This window comes from Streptomyces sp. NPDC057617, from assembly GCF_042800555.1.
Lineage (GTDB): Bacteria > Actinomycetota > Actinomycetes > Streptomycetales > Streptomycetaceae > Streptomyces.
The window spans coordinates 42289-57050 of sequence record NZ_JBHVGV010000002.1; the positions used below are offsets into that span (position 1 = coordinate 42289).

Sequence of the window (14762 nt, forward strand, 5' to 3'; positions counted from 1 at the left end):
GGGGTTCGGAGAGGTGGATAAGAGACGGGGGCCCGGGGCTGGGGTTTTGTCCTCAACCGCCGGACGGGCTTGATTTTGCCGTGAGGCGGCCGCCTCACGGGAACTGACACCGGTACCTGATACGGCCGGTGCAGACACAAGGAGAAACACCATGCCGAAGCCCGCCAAGGGCGCCCGTCTGGGCGGCAGCGCCGCGCACGAGAAGCTGCTTCTCGCGAACCTCGCGAAGTCGCTCTTCGAGCACGGCCGCATCACCACGACCGAGGCGAAGGCCCGCCGCCTGCGTCCGGTCGCGGAGCGCTTCATCACCAAGGCGAAGAAGGGCGACATCCACAACCGTCGCCTGGTGCTCCGCTCGATCACGGACAAGGGCGTCGTGCACACGCTCTTCACCGAGATCGCGCCGCGGTACGAGAACCGCCCCGGTGGTTACACCCGTATCACCAAGATCGGCAACCGTCGTGGCGACAACGCCCCGATGGCGGTCATCGAGCTGGTCGAGGCCCTGACCGTGGCGCAGCAGGCGACCGGTGAGGCCGAGGCCGCCACCAAGCGCGCGGTCAAGGAAGACGCCCTCAAGAAGGACGAGGCTCCGGCCGAGGCCGTCGAGGACGCCAAGCCGGCCGAGGCCGCCGAGGCCAAGGCCGACGAGGCCGAGTCCAAGGACGCCTGAGCGTACGGACGACGCTGACGGACGGGTCCGCTCCCTCGGGGGCGGGCCCGTTCCGCTGTGAAGGGGAAGCGAGCAGGTGAGCGAGGACATCGAGGGAGCGGAGCCCGGATTCGTACGGGTGCGGCTGGACCTCTCGTACGACGGCAAGGACTTCTCCGGCTGGGCGAAACAGGCCGGCCGGCGCACCGTCCAGGGGGAGATCGAGGACGCGCTGCGTACGGTGACCCGTTCCTCGCGTACGTACGAGCTGACCGTCGCCGGGCGTACGGACGCGGGCGTGCACGCGCGCGGGCAGGTCGCGCATGTCGATCTGCCGGAGTCCGTGTGGGCCGAGCACCGGGAGAGGCTGCTGCGGCGGCTCGCGGGGCGGCTGGGCCATGATGTCCGGGTCTGGAAGGTCACCGAGGCGCCGGCGGGGTTCAATGCCCGCTTCTCGGCTCTCTGGCGGCGGTACGCGTACCGGGTGGTGGATCACCCCGGCGGTGTCGATCCGCTGCTGCGGGGTCATGTGCTGTGGCACGACTGGCCGTTGGACGTGGCGGCGATGAACGCGGCGTCGGCCGGGCTGCTCGGCGAGCACGACTTCGCGGCGTACTGCAAGCGGCGCGAGGGCGCCACGACCATCCGTACGCTCCAGCGGCTGGAGTGGGAGCGGGACGCGCACGGCGTGATCACCGCGACCGTACGGGCCGATGCCTTCTGCCACAACATGGTGCGGTCGCTGGTGGGCGCGCTGCTGTTCGTGGGCGACGGGCACCGGCCGGTGGAGTGGCCGGCGAAGGTGCTGGCGGCGGGGGTGCGGGACTCGGCGGTCCATGTCGTACGGCCGCACGGGCTGACGCTGGAGGAAGTCGGCTATCCCGAGGACGGGTTGCTGGCCTCCCGGAACCGGGAGGCGCGCAACAAGCGGACGCTGGGCGGGAGTTCGGGCGGGGTCCTGGGGGACGGCTGCTGCTAGGCCCGGCGAAGGCGCCGGGCCGCCCTCCGGAGCAGGCCCGGCTTCGGCTTCGCCGGCTCGGGCGGCTTCGGCGCCTTGGGGACCGCTACCCGCAGTGAGAGATCGGCCTGGGGTTTGGTCCAGTACGGCGTGATGCGGCGGTCCGGCGCGGTGGGGTGCGGTACGGGTGCGAGCCGCTCGGGGACGTCCGGGCCGCGCAGCGCGCCGAGCCGGGCCGTCTTGGTCCAGCCGAGCGCGGTGAACCGTACGTACAGGTCCCAGACGCCGTCGCCGAGCGGTGCCCCGTCCACGGCGGTGGCGGGATCGAGGGCCGCGGTCCCGGTGACACTCAGCGCGCCGCCTTCGTGGCGGACGGTGAGGTCGGTGGGCAGCCGGTGTTCGGCGCCGCCCGCGCGCTCGCGCAGGACGAGGACGGCGGTGGCCTTGTCGGGGGCGGCCCCGCCGGTGAGCGGCTCGCGCGCGAAGCGCTCCAGCAGGGCGGGGGAGAGGCCGGCCGGTGCGAGAGCCGGTTCGCTGTCTGCCGTAGTGGTGAGGCCCAAGAGGCCTTCCGCGGCGAGGAGTTCGGCGGTGAAGGCGACCCGGAGCGCGCCACCCCCGTCCCAGGACAGCGCGTCCAGCCGGGCCCGGCAGGCGACCGAGGCGTCCCAGCGCGCGAGCGCCGTCAGCTCGTCGGGGCGGTCGTCGGTGATCAGCCCGACGGCGAGCCGGCGCGCGACCGGCAGCCCGGCCACGGCCGTGGGGGAGATCCGGTGCACGACGACCTTGCGGATCTCGTAGAACAGCTCGCGCCGCGCGTTGTCGTCCAGATCGAGCAGCCGCTTGCCGCTCAGCCGGTCCAGGATCTCCACCCGCAGCCAGCGCCGGTGCAGCCGGTCCCGCGCGGCCCCGGGCTCGGTGAGTACGTCGGTCCGCTCCAGGAGCCCGCTCAGCGCGCCGTAGAACGCCCCGGGCGGTACGGGCGTGCCAGCGGCGCGCGGCGGCCCGTACTGGTAGCAGACACGGCTCCCCAGGACCGCCGTACGCCCCGCCCGCAGCGTCGCCTCGGCCGTGAACGCCTGCCCGGCCAGCGGGCGGCCCTCGGGGAAGCGGAGGCCGTGCCGGGCGAGGAAGGCGCGGTCGAAGAGCTTGTCGGGGGTGAGGCTGTCGGCGAGCGGGTCCTTGGCGAGCGTGGCCCGCGGCCGGTCCCGTACGAAAAGCTCGCGCGGCACCGGCCGGCCCTTGCCCGCGGGCTTCCCGGCGACGATGTCGGCGTCGTGCTCGATGCCGTACGCGTACATGCGCTCCAGGGCGTCGGCGGTCAGGCGGTCGCCGGGCTCCATGAACAGGACGTACGAGCCGGTGGCGGCGTCGGCCCCGGCGTTGCGCGGCTCGGTGCCGGGCGGGGCCGCGTCCACCTGGATCACCTCGATGTCCTGGGCGGGCAGGGTCTGGGCGGTCAGTGAGGCGAGCGTGGACGCGACGGCCTCCGGATCCGCCCCGGCGGTGGGGACGACGACGCTGACCTTGGGCGGCCGGGGGCCGGGCGCCGCGTCGGTGGCGCCTACGGTCAGGGCCAGCCCCTCGCCGTCCAGCGCGGCGGCGATCTCGCGGCCGGTCTCATGGCCGCCGAGGATCTCCGGCGCGGGCAGGCCGATGTCGCCGGGCGCGGTGCTCTCGCCGACCCGCGTGTACCGGTCGAATCCGGCGCCCATGAGCCGGATCCGTACCTCCCACGCCCCTTCGCCCAGCGGCGCGCCGCCCGCCGCGCGCAGCGGGTCGACGGCGAAGGTGCCGGTCACGACGGGCCGTACGAGCACGGTGTCGCCCTCGGACTCCTCTTCCAGGACCAGAGAGGTCTCACAGGGCATGACCCACACATGCGCGGTCTCTTTGTGGTGCAGGAGCACATCGGTCCGGAAGGTCTTCAGCTCCTCGGTCACCTCGACGGGCTCGGCGAGGATCCCGTCGGTCAGGGCGGGTGCGAGGAAGTACCGCTCGCCGCGTCGCGCCAGCAGCAGCCCCGAGCCGTCGGGACCGCCCTCGAAGTGTGCGCTGAAGGTGGCCTTGAACCTGTCTCGGTTCCATCGCGGCTCGCCGACTGTGCAGCGGGCCACCAGCTCCGCCTGGCGGCGCGTGAACTCGGTCAGCTCCGCCGGTCTGTCCTGCCGGAGCAGCTCCGATCTGGTGCGCTGGGCGCCGGCCAGCCCCCGGTGCACCCCGTCCGTCATGAACTCCTCGGCCAGCTCGCGCACCACCTCGTACGGATCGTCGCGGAACGGCGGGTCGATCAGCAGGCCGCTGGGCGGCACCCCCAGCCGGTGCAGCATCTCCACCCGGTAGAAGCGGCGCAGCAGCCGGTCGCGCTGTGCTCCCGGCTCGGTGCCCTCGACGACGGTCGCCATGATCTGGCGGAGATTCCCGTAGTACCACCGCGGGTCCATGGCCGAGGTGCCCGCGTTCTCGGCGTCCTCGCGCGCCCAGTACGCGTAACAGACGTAGTCGCCGAGTACGGAGACGACGGACGCCTTGAGATAGGCGCGGACCATGAAGAGCTGGTCCTCCAGGATCCAGGGCCCCTCGGGGTGCACGATGCCGTGCTCGCGCAGGAACGCCGTACGGAACATCTTGTGCGGGGTGAGGCTGTCGATGAGCGGGGCGTCCCACACCGTGCAGCTCTCGCGGGTGCGGCTCATCAGTCCGTACGGGACGCCCCTGCTGCGGAAGTTGCTGGCGACCTTGCCGATCACGATGTCCGAGCCGTTGCGCCGCGCCATTCCGTACAGCCGCTCCAGCGCCTCGGGCATCAGCCGGTCGTCGTGGTCGGCGAACTGGACGTACGTACCGTTGGCCTGCTCCACACCCACATTGCGGGGCTTGCCGGGCCAGCCCGAGTTGGGGATGCGGGTCATCCGGAAGTGGGGGTGCTCGGCGGTGAGCGCTGCCAGCCGGGCGGGCGTGCCGTCGGTCGAGCCGTCGTCGACGAAGAGCACCTCGAACTCGGAGCTGGGCAGTGTCTGCCGGAGCAGTGACTCGACCAGCGGCTCGATATGGCTGCCCGAGTTGTACGTCGGCACCACCACCGTGACTTCGACCGTCATCCGCCCCACACCTTCGTGTCGCTCACCGTTTCTCTACGTGCCGCACAGACTTTACGCGGGCTGCCACTACGGCCCCGCAGTCGATCCGGAGCCCGGCGGACAGATCGTTGCCCGCGCCGACCCAGGCGCCGTCACCGACGACCACCGCGTCCAGGCTGGTGCCCGCACCGACCACGGCCTGTCGGCCGATCACACTGCGCCGTACGCACGCGCCTGCCGCGATCCTGGCGCCCGGCAGCACGACACTGCCCTCGACCACCGCACCCTCCGCGATCTCCGCCCCCTCGCCGACCACGGTCCCGCCGCGCAGCGCCGCCCCCGGATGCACCCGGGCGCCGGGCAGGACGAGGGCCTCGCCGACCGGTCCCGGCAGCGCGGGGGAGTGCACGATGCCGCGTACGAGATCGGCGGAGCCCTGGACGAAGGCCGCCGGGGTGCCCAGGTCGAGCCAGTACGTGTCGTCCACCACACCCCGGACAGGGACACCCGAGGCCAGTAGCCCCGGGAAGGTCTCACGCTCCACGGACACCACCCGGCCCGCCGGGATCCGGTCGATGACGGAGCGGGTGAAGACATAACAGCCCGCGTTGATCTGGTCGGTGACGATCTGCTCGGGCGACTCGGGCTTCTCCAGGAACGCCAGCACCCGCCCGTCCGGGTCGGTCGGCACCAGCCCGAAGGCGCGCGGATCGGGCACCCGCGTCAGATGCAGCGTGACCGCCGCGCCGGACGCGCGATGGCCCTCGCGCAGGGCGGCGATGTCCAGTCCGGACAGGATGTCCCCGTTGAACACCAGCACCGGTTCGTCGGGCCCGCAGCGCAGCCGCCGGGCCGCGTTGCGGATCGCGCCCCCGGTGCCCAGCGGCTCGGCCTCGGTCTCGTACTCCAGGCGCAGCCCGAACCGGGCGCCGTCGCCGAAGTACGGTTCGAACAGCTCGGCGAGGTACGAGGTGGCGAAGACGACCCGGGTGACCCCGGCCGCCGCCGCGCGTGCGAGCTGGTGGGCGAGGAACGGGACGCCGGCCACCGGAAGCAGCGGCTTGGGAGTGTGGCTGGTCAGCGGCCGCAGCCGGCTTCCCTGGCCACCGACAAGAAGGATCGCCTCGGTCATAACGGTGTGTTCCGCCTTCCCCCGTGGGACGGGGCGGAACAGACGGGCGCGGCCGGGCACGCTCCCTCGCGCGTCCGGCCCGGCTCCGGGTCCCCCCCAACGCCTTCAGTGGCATGCCGGCCGCCAGGCACCCCCCGGTACCCGTTCTGCGGAGGCCGACAGAAGCCACATCGTGGCACATGTGCGCGGTTCGTGAAGGCCGAATGCGAAGATACGCGCGATTAGGGCCCGTTGTACGTGATGTCTGTGCCGGGCGGGGCTGGTGCTGTACGACGAGGCGTCAGATGGCGGGGTGTCAGGTGGCGGGGGCCGTGGCCGCCGCGGAGGCCTGGGCGCGGCCCCGGCCGAGGATCTGCCGGAAGGTGAACTCGGCTATGTCGTCGCCGGTGGTGTAGACGTTCTTGTCCGACTCGGTGACGTTCTTGCCGCTGGTGAAGCCGCCGACCGTGAAGTACACGTACCGGCCTATGGAGTTGGTGACCTTGCGGCAGACCGAGGGAGCCCGGCAGAAGACCGGGACACCGTCCCCGGAGAGCGAGGCGATACCGTCCTCCGCCTCCTCCTTGGCCTTCAGCGCCTGCGCCTCCTTCTCGAAGACCGCGACACCGACGGTCACCGCCACCCCGTCCTTGCTGTAGGTGGCGCGGATGACCTGGTCGCAGCCGTTCGAGGCGAGGATGGAGCCGAGGGCGCCCTGCGCGGCCGCGGCGCAGTTGGTCGTACGGGCCGTCGCGCCCTTCTGGTAGACGCGGTCGCCCATCGTCAGCCTGCCGCCGGGGAACAGGGTTTCCGCGCTCAGCGGCGCCCTGTCCTTGTCGGCGCTGGCGATGAAGTCCTGCGGGTCCGGCGGGGGCAGCGGATCGACCGAGGAGAAGGTCGGCTCCGGCACCGCGCTCTCGCTCGGCAGCTCCGGGGCGGTGGGCAGCTCGGTGGCGGTCCTGTCCGAGGCCCGGTCGTCGCCGCCGTTCATGGAGACGACCGCGGTCGCCACGATCGCGCCGACCGCGGCGGTCGCCAGCACCCCGCCGCCGATCATCAGCCAGCGCTTGCGGCGGGCACGCGCGGCGGAGGCGTCGGCCAGCGCCGCCCAGTCCGGTGTCTGCGTTCCGTACGGGTCCTGTCCGGGGCCGCCGGGGCCGCCCCAGGGTCCCCCCTGCCCAAAGCTCATGCCGCGCAGTTTAAGGCCGCCCGCACGGGTGTTGTGCCCGGGAGCGGGAACACCCCGCAGGGAAGGTGCGCAGAAGGAGCACGGACGGAAACGCGGACCGGCCCGAACAGTCACGAACCGAACGGTCACGAACCGGAAAAGGATTGGGCCCCGGGGCCCGCTGCCCCGACAATGCGCACCATGGGACATCTTGAGGCCGCGCACCTGGAGTACTACCTCCCCGACGGACGGGTGCTGCTCGGCGACGCCTCGTTCCGGGTCGGGGAGGGCGCCGTCGTCGCCCTCGTCGGCGCCAACGGCGCGGGCAAGACGACACTGCTCCGGCTGATCGCGGGGGAACTGGAGCCGCACGGCGGCACGGTCACGGTCAGCGGCGGGCTCGGCGTGATGTCGCAGTTCGTGGGCTCGGTGCGTGATGAGCGTACGGTCCGTGACCTGCTGGTCTCGGTCGCCCAGCCGCGTATCAGGGAGGCCGCGGCGGCCGTCGACGCGGCCGAGCACGCGATCATGACCGTGGACGACGAGGCCGCGCAGATGCGGTACGCGCAGGCGCTCAGCGACTGGGCGGAGGCGCGCGGCTACGAGGCCGAGACGGTCTGGGACATGTGCACCACGGCCGCGCTGGGCGTCACGTACGAGAAGGCGCAGTGGCGCGAGCTGCGCACCCTGAGCGGCGGCGAGCAGAAACGGCTGGTGCTGGAGGCGCTGCTGCGCGGCCCCGACGAGGTGCTGCTGCTGGACGAGCCGGACAACTATCTGGACGTACCGGGCAAGCGCTGGCTGGAGGAACGCCTCAAGGAGACCCGTAAGACCGTCCTCTTCGTCTCCCACGACCGGGAGCTGCTGGCCAGGGCGGCCGAGAAGATCGTCAGCGTGGAGCCGGGCCCGGCCGGCTCGGACGTCTGGGTGCACGGCGGCGGCTTCGGTACGTACCACGAGGCGCGCAAGGAGCGCTTCGCCCGCTTCGAGGAGCTGAAACGGCGCTGGGACGAGGAGCACGCCCGGCTGAAGGCGCTGGTCCACCGGCTGCGGCAGCAGGCGGCGATCAGCCCGGACATGGCCTCGCGCTACCGGGCGATGCAGACGCGCTTCAAGAAGTTCGAGGACGCGGGGCCGCCGCCGGAGCCGCCGCGCGAGCAGGAGATCACGATGCGGCTGCGCGGCGGCCGGACCGGGGTACGGGCGCTGACCTGCGAGGGCCTGGAGCTGACCGGTCTGATGAAGCCGTTCTCGCTGGAGATCTACTACGGGGAGCGGGTCGCCGTCCTCGGCTCGAACGGCTCCGGCAAGTCCCACTTCCTGCGGCTGCTCGCCGGGCAGGACGTCCGGCACACGGGGGTGTGGAAGCTGGGCGCCCGGGTCGTACCGGGACACTTCGCCCAGACCCATGCCCACCCTGAGCTGCTGGGGCGCACGCTCGTCGACATCCTGTGGACCGAGCACGCGAAGGACCGGGGCGGGGCGATGAGCGTCCTGCGCCGGTACGAGCTGGAGCGCCAGGGCGACCAGCCGTTCGAGAAGCTCTCCGGCGGGCAGCAGGCGCGCTTCCAGATCCTGCTGCTGGAGCTGGCGGGTACGACGGCGCTGCTGCTGGACGAGCCGACGGACAACCTGGACCTGGAGTCGGCGGAGGCGCTCCAGGAGGGGCTTGAGGCGTACGACGGGACGGTGCTGGCGGTGACGCACGACCGCTGGTTCGCGCGGTCCTTCGACCGGTATCTGGTGTTCGGCTCGGACGGGGTGGTCCGCGAGACGCCGGAGCCGGTCTGGGACGAACGCCGGGTGGAGCGGGCGCGGTAGGGCTGGGCGGCGGGTGCGCCTGCGGCGGGCGTTCCCCACCCCGCCCCTTCCCGAACCGGGGGGTCCGCCCCCAGGCCCCCGGGTCCTCAATTGCCGGACGGGCTTGATTTTCCGGGGGCGGACCCCCCACGCCCACCCGTCGTTTTGACCCGTACGGCGCACCGACGGTATCCTTCTGGTTCGTTATGCGTATTGGCTTGGTCGTTCTCACGCGAGGGGCCCTTACGCCGGTCCACCGGGCCGATGACCAGCGACAGGCAGCGGGTTGCGTCCCCGTATGCAGGTCAGGGCTGTCGTGATCGCCGGGTGGCCTTGTCAGGACTCACTCACTGAAGAAGCGAAGGCTACGACCGTGCGTACGTACAGCCCCAAGCCCGGCGATGTGACGCGTCAGTGGCACATCATCGACGCGCAGGACATCGTCCTGGGCCGTCTGGCGACCACCGCCGCAACCCTTCTCCGGGGCAAGCACAAGCCGATCTACGCCCCCCACGTCGACACCGGTGACTTCGTCATCATCATCAACGCGGAGAAGGTGCACCTGTCCGGCAACAAGCGGACCCAGAAGATGGCCTACCGCCACTCCGGCTACCCCGGCGGTCTGCGCTCCGTCCGCTACGACGAGCTGCTCGACAAGAACCCGGAGAAGGCCGTCGAGAAGGCCGTCAAGGGCATGCTCCCGAAAAACACCCTGGGCCGTCAGATGCTCTCGAAGCTGAAGGTCTACGCGGGCGACCAGCACCCGCACGCCGCTCAGCAGCCGGTCCCGTTCGAGATCACCCAGGTCGCGCAGTAGTTCCGGCCACCCCCTAAGACGAAAAGAAATCTGAGGAGCATCGTGGCCGAGACCACTGTTGAGAACCCTGTCGAAGGCGCCGAGGGCGAGGAGACCTTCGACGCGGTGACGACCTTCGAGTCGGAGACGCCCGTCGAGGGCGAGTACACCTCCGAGTCCCTGGCGTCGCGCTTCGGCGACCCGCAGCCCGCGGCCGGCCTGGGCCGCCGCAAGAACGCCATCGCCCGTGTCCGGATCGTCCCGGGCAGCGGCAAGTGGAAGATCAACGGGCGCACCCTTGAGGACTACTTCCCCAACAAGGTGCACCAGCAGGAAGTAAACGAGCCGTTCAAGGTGCTCGAACTGGACAACCGTTACGACGTCATCGCCCGGATCTCCGGCGGCGGCGTCTCCGGCCAGGCCGGCGCCCTGCGCCTCGGCGTGGCCCGCGCGCTGAACGAGGCGGACGTGGACAACAACCGCGCCCCGCTGAAGAAGGCCGGCTTCCTGAGCCGCGACGACCGTGCCGTCGAGCGCAAGAAGGCCGGTCTCAAGAAGGCGCGCAAGGCCCCGCAGTACAGCAAGCGTTAATCGCTGCTGGCCGGTCCAGGCATTACGCCTCTACGGCAATCGTTCGCCCCGGCGGCACTCCGTGCTGCCGGGGCGTTCGTTTTATCGGTGATCGCGGGCGTATAACAGCATCAGACGATCAGTGTTTTTGCGTTTTCGTGTTTTTTTCGGAGGGAGAGCTGTGGGACGACTCTTCGGTACGGACGGTGTGCGCGGTGTCGCCAACGCCGATCTGACGGCCGAGCTGGCGCTCGGTCTGTCGGTCGCCGCGGCGCATGTGCTCGCCGAGGTGGGGACGTTCGACGGGCACCGGCCCACGGCTGTGGTCGGCCGTGATCCCCGGGCGTCCGGCGAATTCCTGGAGGCCGCGGTCGTGGCCGGACTCGCCAGCGCGGGAGTGGACGTCCTGCGCGTCGGTGTGCTGCCCACCCCAGCGGTGGCGTATCTCACCGGCGCGTTGGGTGCCGACCTCGGCGTGATGCTGTCCGCGAGTCACAACGCCATGCCGGACAACGGCGTCAAGTTCTTCGCGCGCGGCGGGCACAAGCTCGCGGACGAGTTGGAGGACCGTATCGAGACGCTGTACGAGCAGCACCGCACCGGCGCCCCCTGGGAGCGGCCCACCGGGGCGGGCGTCGGCCGGGTCCGTACGTACGACGAGGGCTTCGACCGGTACGTGGCGCATCTCATCGGGGTGCTGCCGAACCGGCTCGACGGGCTGAAGGTCGTCCTGGACGAGGCGCACGGCGCGGCGGCCCGGGTCTCCCCCGAGGCCTTCGCACGGGCCGGCGCCGAGGTCATCACGATCGGCGCCGAGCCGGACGGGCTGAACATCAACGACGGCTGCGGCTCCACGCACCTCGGCCCGCTCAAGGCCGCGGTCGTCGAGCACGGCGCGGACTTCGGCATCGCCCACGACGGCGACGCGGACCGCTGTCTCGCGGTGGACGCGGCCGGCGAGGAGGTCGACGGCGACCAGATCCTCGCGGTGCTGGCCCTGGCGATGCGCGAGGCGGGCACCCTGCGCGGAGACGCGGTGGTCGGCACGGTGATGTCCAACCTCGGCTTCAAGCTGGCGATGGAGCGCGAGGGCATCCACCTGGTCGAGACGGCCGTCGGTGACCGGTACGTACTGGAGTCGATGAAGGAGCACGGCTACGCCCTCGGCGGCGAGCAGTCGGGCCATGTCATCGCCCTCGACCACGCCACCACCGGCGACGGCACCCTCACCGGTCTGCTGCTGGCGGCCCGGGTCGCGGCGACCGGCCGTACCCTCGCGGACCTCGCGGGGGTGATGCGGCGGCTGCCGCAGGTACTGGTCAACGTGCCCGATGTCGACAAAACCCGGGTGCACACCTCGGCGGAACTGGCGGCCGCGGTGTCCGAGGCCGAATCCGAACTGGGCTCCACCGGCCGTGTCCTCCTGCGCCCCTCGGGCACGGAGCCCCTGGTACGCGTCATGGTCGAGGCCCCCGACATCGACCAGGCCAGATCAGTCGCGAGCCGCCTCGCGGACGCGGTGAAGTCGGCGCTGGGCTGAAGAGCGGGCTCGTAACCAGCGGGCCTTCCGGAAGGAACGATCCGGCGACTGTTGCCGAGCAGGGTGCGGGGTGGCCAGGCCGCTCCCGCACCCGTGGTCTTTGTCGGTCTTTACTGCCTTTGTCACTGCCTTTGTCGCCTTTGCTGAGGCGCTACGCGATGGCCAGTGCGTTGACCACGTCCGTGGCCGTCAGCAGACGCACCGCGTCGGCGTTCAGTCCGGCGGGGTGCAGGGCGTACACCTGGGAACCGCCGGCCAGGGCGATGTCTCCGCGCACGAGGAACGCCAGCTCGGCCCCGGCCGGATCGAGGCCCCGGTCCTGGCCCTGGACGTCCACGGGATCCTGGTCGGGACTTCCGATACGGGCGGCGAAGGCAAGGGGGTCCTCGCCCTCGCGCCTGCGGTACGTACTCGCCGAACCGTCGGTATGGCGGACGACCACCGTTCCGGCCCGGGCGGCCGCCTGCCAGACCGCCAGTTCGCCGAGGCCGACGCGCGCGCCCGACGCGAACAGGTCGTTCAGACTCCGGCCGAGCAGCGCCACTTTGTCCACATGCCGGTGCACCGCGTGGTCGGTGCCGGACACGCTCTGGACGACGTCCAGCCAGCGCATCGTCCGCGCCCGCACGTCCAGAAGCAGCGGGACACACGCCCGGGACGTACCGGTCAGGTCGAAGCGCTGCTCGACCGTGCGCGGATCGAAGATCTCGCCGTGGCCGGGCGGTTCGTCGCGAACCATGAAACCGGCGAAGGCCTCGCCGAGTTCGGTGAACGGCACGTTGTTGTACGAGAGGACGAGCGCGACCGCGTAGCGCGCACCGGCCTCCGCCAGTCGGGCCAGGTCCAGATCGATGAACTCGCTCGCGCCTCGCGGGGCCGGAGCGCTCGTCAGATCGCCGGAGTGCACGGCTCCGGTGCCGGCGAAGCGCAGCTCCGTGTAGTCGCAGGTGCCGATGTGCTCCCACCGCTCGTCGAACAGGGCCAGGGAGAGATCCAGATCGGTACGGCCCGAGGTGTCGCTCTCCATCCAGTGGAGGAACAGCCGGAGGATCTTCCCGGCGGCCGGGCCGCTCCCGGTGCCGTCCGTGTCCGGGCCGCCGTGGGTGTCCGTGTTCGGCAGGGGCAGTTCGCTGCCGCGCGGGAGCGTCACGAGCGCCCGGGACGCGGTCCGTTCCGTGAACGGCGCGATCATCCCGTCCAGCCCGGCGTCCACGACGGCCAGGCCGACCGGCCCGCGCGCGGCGGCACGTCGTACCACCTCGGCGGTGAGCGCGCGGACGGCGTCCTCGGCCGGGCCGGCGGGCAGCGGTGGCCGGGTGTCCTCGCTCACGTAGACCCGCGCGTTGCCGCCCTTCGGGAAGAAGACGCGGAGGGGATTCCCGGGTCGGCGACGGCTGCGTACCGCTCCCAGTGCGGAGAGCAGCACGGCCGGGGAAACGCGCGGCAGCGCGGCGGCGAGCGCGTCCACGACCACGCGGCCGTCCGGCCCGGCCAGCCGCAGCAGATGGTCGAGTCGGCGCAGCAGTTCGCCCGGCCGCTGGGAGAGCAGGGCGGTGGCGGCGGGGATGTCGCGCTCGGCGAGAGCGGTCTCGACCCGGTGTCCCCAGGCGTTCACCGTGACCCTCCCGGACCTCGTGATCTGCCCACCGGACCGGTCGATGCCGTCGGGCACATCGGCCGCGCCGGCCGTGGCCGTGCCGTTCGTGACCTCGGCGCCCGCGATTACCTCGGCGCCCGTGGTCACCTCGACGCCCGCGGTCGCTTCGGCGGCCGTACGCAGGGCGGCGCCGAGGCGGTCGTCGGACAGCCCGGTCCCGCGCAGCGCGGCTACGGCGAGTGCGGCGCGCGGGTGGCGGTCCGCGTACTCGAAGGGATGCAGCGCGTGGGCCGCCCGGATCCACGCGCGCCGGTGGCGGCGCATGTCGGCGACGGCGAGCACCGGGTCGAGCGCGTCGAGCGCGGTGAGCAGGGCCCGGCGCACCGGGCGCGGGACGGGCGCGATACGCGCCATGTTCACCAGTCCGGGATCGCCGCCGGACAGGACGGCGAGCAGCCGCAGGATGTCGGTGGCCGTGTCGAGCCGGGCGGTGACAGCGGGCAGTGCGGTGGCCCGGTGCTCCGGCGCGTGCAGCAGCCAGGCCAGGACGCGCGCCTTGGTCTCCCGGCCGGGCAGGTCCGAGGGCAGCCAGTCCAGTGCGGTGCGGTCACGGGTGCCGAGGAACAGGACGAGATCGTCCGTCTCCTGCGGGGAGAGCGCGGCGGTACGGGCGAGGAGCCCGCCCAGTTCCTCACCGGCGGCCTCGGCGCGCGCGGCGAAGTCGCCCCCGTACGCCAGGACTCGTACCCGGGACGGCAGCGCTTGGCGCCGTCGGAAGGTGAGGCGCGGGCGGGAGGAGGGCCGCAGGAACGGGTCGTCGGCGTCGAGGATCCGGTGGCAGATCGGGCAGGCGGAGAAGTCCGATCCGTCGAAGCAACTCCGGCAGACGAGATGCGCGCAGGGCGAGACGGCGTGGACGGTGCCGACCGTGCCGCAGAGGACGCACGGCTGGTGCGGATGCTGGAACAGCAGGGTCAGCATCCGGTTGACGAAGTACCTGCCCGTGTTGCCCGGCGTGCTTTCCGGGAAGCGGCGGAACAGCGGCGTGTGGTCACGGTCGGAGCCGAGCGCCTCGTCGACGTCCGCGAGCAGGGCGTGTCCGGCGGCGGCCAGCGCCTCGGGGCTCCGCGCGGCGAATGCCTGGCGCAGCTGCGCGGAGAGCAGGAAGCCGCGCTCAAGGAGATCGGCTTCCAGCAGCGCGACGCCCGCGAGGCTCTCGGGTACGGGTACGGCAGCGGCGGCGGGCAGATACACGGCGCCACGGCGGAGCAGCAGCGCGAGGGCGAGGCCGCGTGTGTCGTCGTTCGCGTCGTCGGTGCTCGTACCGTCCGGGCGCGTGGTGGTGGTCATATCCGTCGGTCCCCCCCCGGGTGCCCGGCGCGGGCCGCCGGGCCTGAGACGCCGCGGCGAACGCGCCCCCCCCCAGGAGGGTGGCGACGCCGAAGGGGACAATAAGGGGGAGGGGGGCGCGACCCGGCTCCTCTTCAACCGAA

General features: G+C 72.0%; 10 protein-coding genes. 6 read left to right on the plus strand and 4 right to left on the minus strand.

All coding sequences use genetic code 11. The features are described 5' to 3' along the window. Positions 1-151: 151 nt before the first annotated feature. Positions 152-673 (plus strand): 50S ribosomal protein L17, encoded by a 522-nt coding sequence (gene rplQ / locus ACFU9P_RS05650; protein WP_376377953.1) that lies wholly within the window; start codon positions 152-154, stop codon positions 671-673. 76 nt (positions 674-749) lie between these two features. Further along, positions 750-1631 carry a tRNA pseudouridine(38-40) synthase TruA gene (truA, locus tag ACFU9P_RS05655; protein ID WP_384077940.1) on the plus strand — a complete coding sequence of 294 codons (882 nt, stop codon included), beginning with the start codon at positions 750-752 and terminating at the stop codon, positions 1629-1631. Here the strand turns inward: truA and ACFU9P_RS05660 are convergent. The 3 genes from ACFU9P_RS05660 to ACFU9P_RS05670 form a co-directional block, all read right to left on the minus strand. Further along, entirely contained in the window at positions 1628-4708 is a 3081-nt protein-coding gene (locus tag ACFU9P_RS05660) for a glycosyltransferase family 2 protein (protein WP_384077941.1), read from the minus strand. The two genes, truA and ACFU9P_RS05660, sit on opposite strands and share 4 nt — an antisense overlap. A 22-nt stretch (positions 4709-4730) precedes the next feature. Continuing rightward, positions 4731-5819, minus strand: a complete 1089-nt coding sequence (locus ACFU9P_RS05665; RefSeq protein WP_384077942.1) for a sugar phosphate nucleotidyltransferase — start codon at positions 5817-5819, stop codon at positions 4731-4733. A 295-nt stretch (positions 5820-6114) separates the two neighbouring features. Beyond that, positions 6115-6987 (minus strand): hypothetical protein, encoded by an 873-nt coding sequence (locus ACFU9P_RS05670; protein ID WP_376377965.1) that lies wholly within the window; start codon positions 6985-6987, stop codon positions 6115-6117. Between the two features lie 171 nt (positions 6988-7158). Here ACFU9P_RS05670 and ACFU9P_RS05675 point away from each other — a divergent pair, with 171 nt between their 5' ends. The 4 genes from ACFU9P_RS05675 (at position 7159) to glmM (ending at position 11672) form a co-directional block, all read left to right on the plus strand. After that, positions 7159-8787 carry an ABC-F family ATP-binding cassette domain-containing protein gene (locus ACFU9P_RS05675; protein ID WP_384077943.1) on the plus strand — a complete coding sequence of 543 codons (1629 nt, stop codon included), beginning with the start codon at positions 7159-7161 and terminating at the stop codon, positions 8785-8787. A 352-nt stretch (positions 8788-9139) separates the two neighbouring features. Continuing rightward, positions 9140-9583: a 50S ribosomal protein L13 gene (rplM, locus tag ACFU9P_RS05680; protein WP_046507153.1), complete on the plus strand. Its 444-nt coding sequence runs from the start codon at positions 9140-9142 to the stop codon at positions 9581-9583. A 42-nt stretch (positions 9584-9625) separates the two neighbouring features. After that, on the plus strand, positions 9626-10153 hold the full coding sequence (gene rpsI / locus ACFU9P_RS05685) for a 30S ribosomal protein S9 (protein WP_376377969.1): 528 nt from the start codon (positions 9626-9628) through the stop codon (positions 10151-10153). Positions 10154-10313: 160 nt separating this feature from the next. Continuing rightward, positions 10314-11672, plus strand: coding sequence for a phosphoglucosamine mutase (gene glmM, locus ACFU9P_RS05690; RefSeq protein WP_384077944.1), 1359 nt, complete (start codon positions 10314-10316; stop codon positions 11670-11672). Positions 11673-11823: 151 nt separating this feature from the next. Here the strand turns inward: glmM and ACFU9P_RS05695 are convergent, their stop codons facing one another. Further along, entirely contained in the window at positions 11824-14619 is a 2796-nt protein-coding gene (locus tag ACFU9P_RS05695; RefSeq protein WP_384077945.1) for an MXAN_6230/SCO0854 family RING domain-containing protein, read from the minus strand. Positions 14620-14762: the final 143 nt, after the last annotated feature.

What these genes read in the sequence shown, in the direction of transcription:
- rplQ (WP_376377953.1), top strand. Translation starts at nt 152, where the DNA reads ATGCCGAAGCCCGCCAAGGGCGCCCGTCTGGGCGGCAGCGCCGCGCAC.
- ACFU9P_RS05660 (WP_384077941.1), bottom strand. Translation starts at nt 4,708, where the DNA reads ATGACGGTCGAAGTCACGGTGGTGGTGCCGACGTACAACTCGGGCAGC.
- ACFU9P_RS05695 (WP_384077945.1), bottom strand. Translation starts at nt 14,619, where the DNA reads ATGACCACCACCACGCGCCCGGACGGTACGAGCACCGACGACGCGAAC.
- ACFU9P_RS05670 (WP_376377965.1), bottom strand. Translation starts at nt 6,987, where the DNA reads ATGAGCTTTGGGCAGGGGGGACCCTGGGGCGGCCCCGGCGGCCCCGGA.
- ACFU9P_RS05675 (WP_384077943.1), top strand. Translation starts at nt 7,159, where the DNA reads ATGCGCACCATGGGACATCTTGAGGCCGCGCACCTGGAGTACTACCTC.
- ACFU9P_RS05665 (WP_384077942.1), bottom strand. Translation starts at nt 5,819, where the DNA reads ATGACCGAGGCGATCCTTCTTGTCGGTGGCCAGGGAAGCCGGCTGCGG.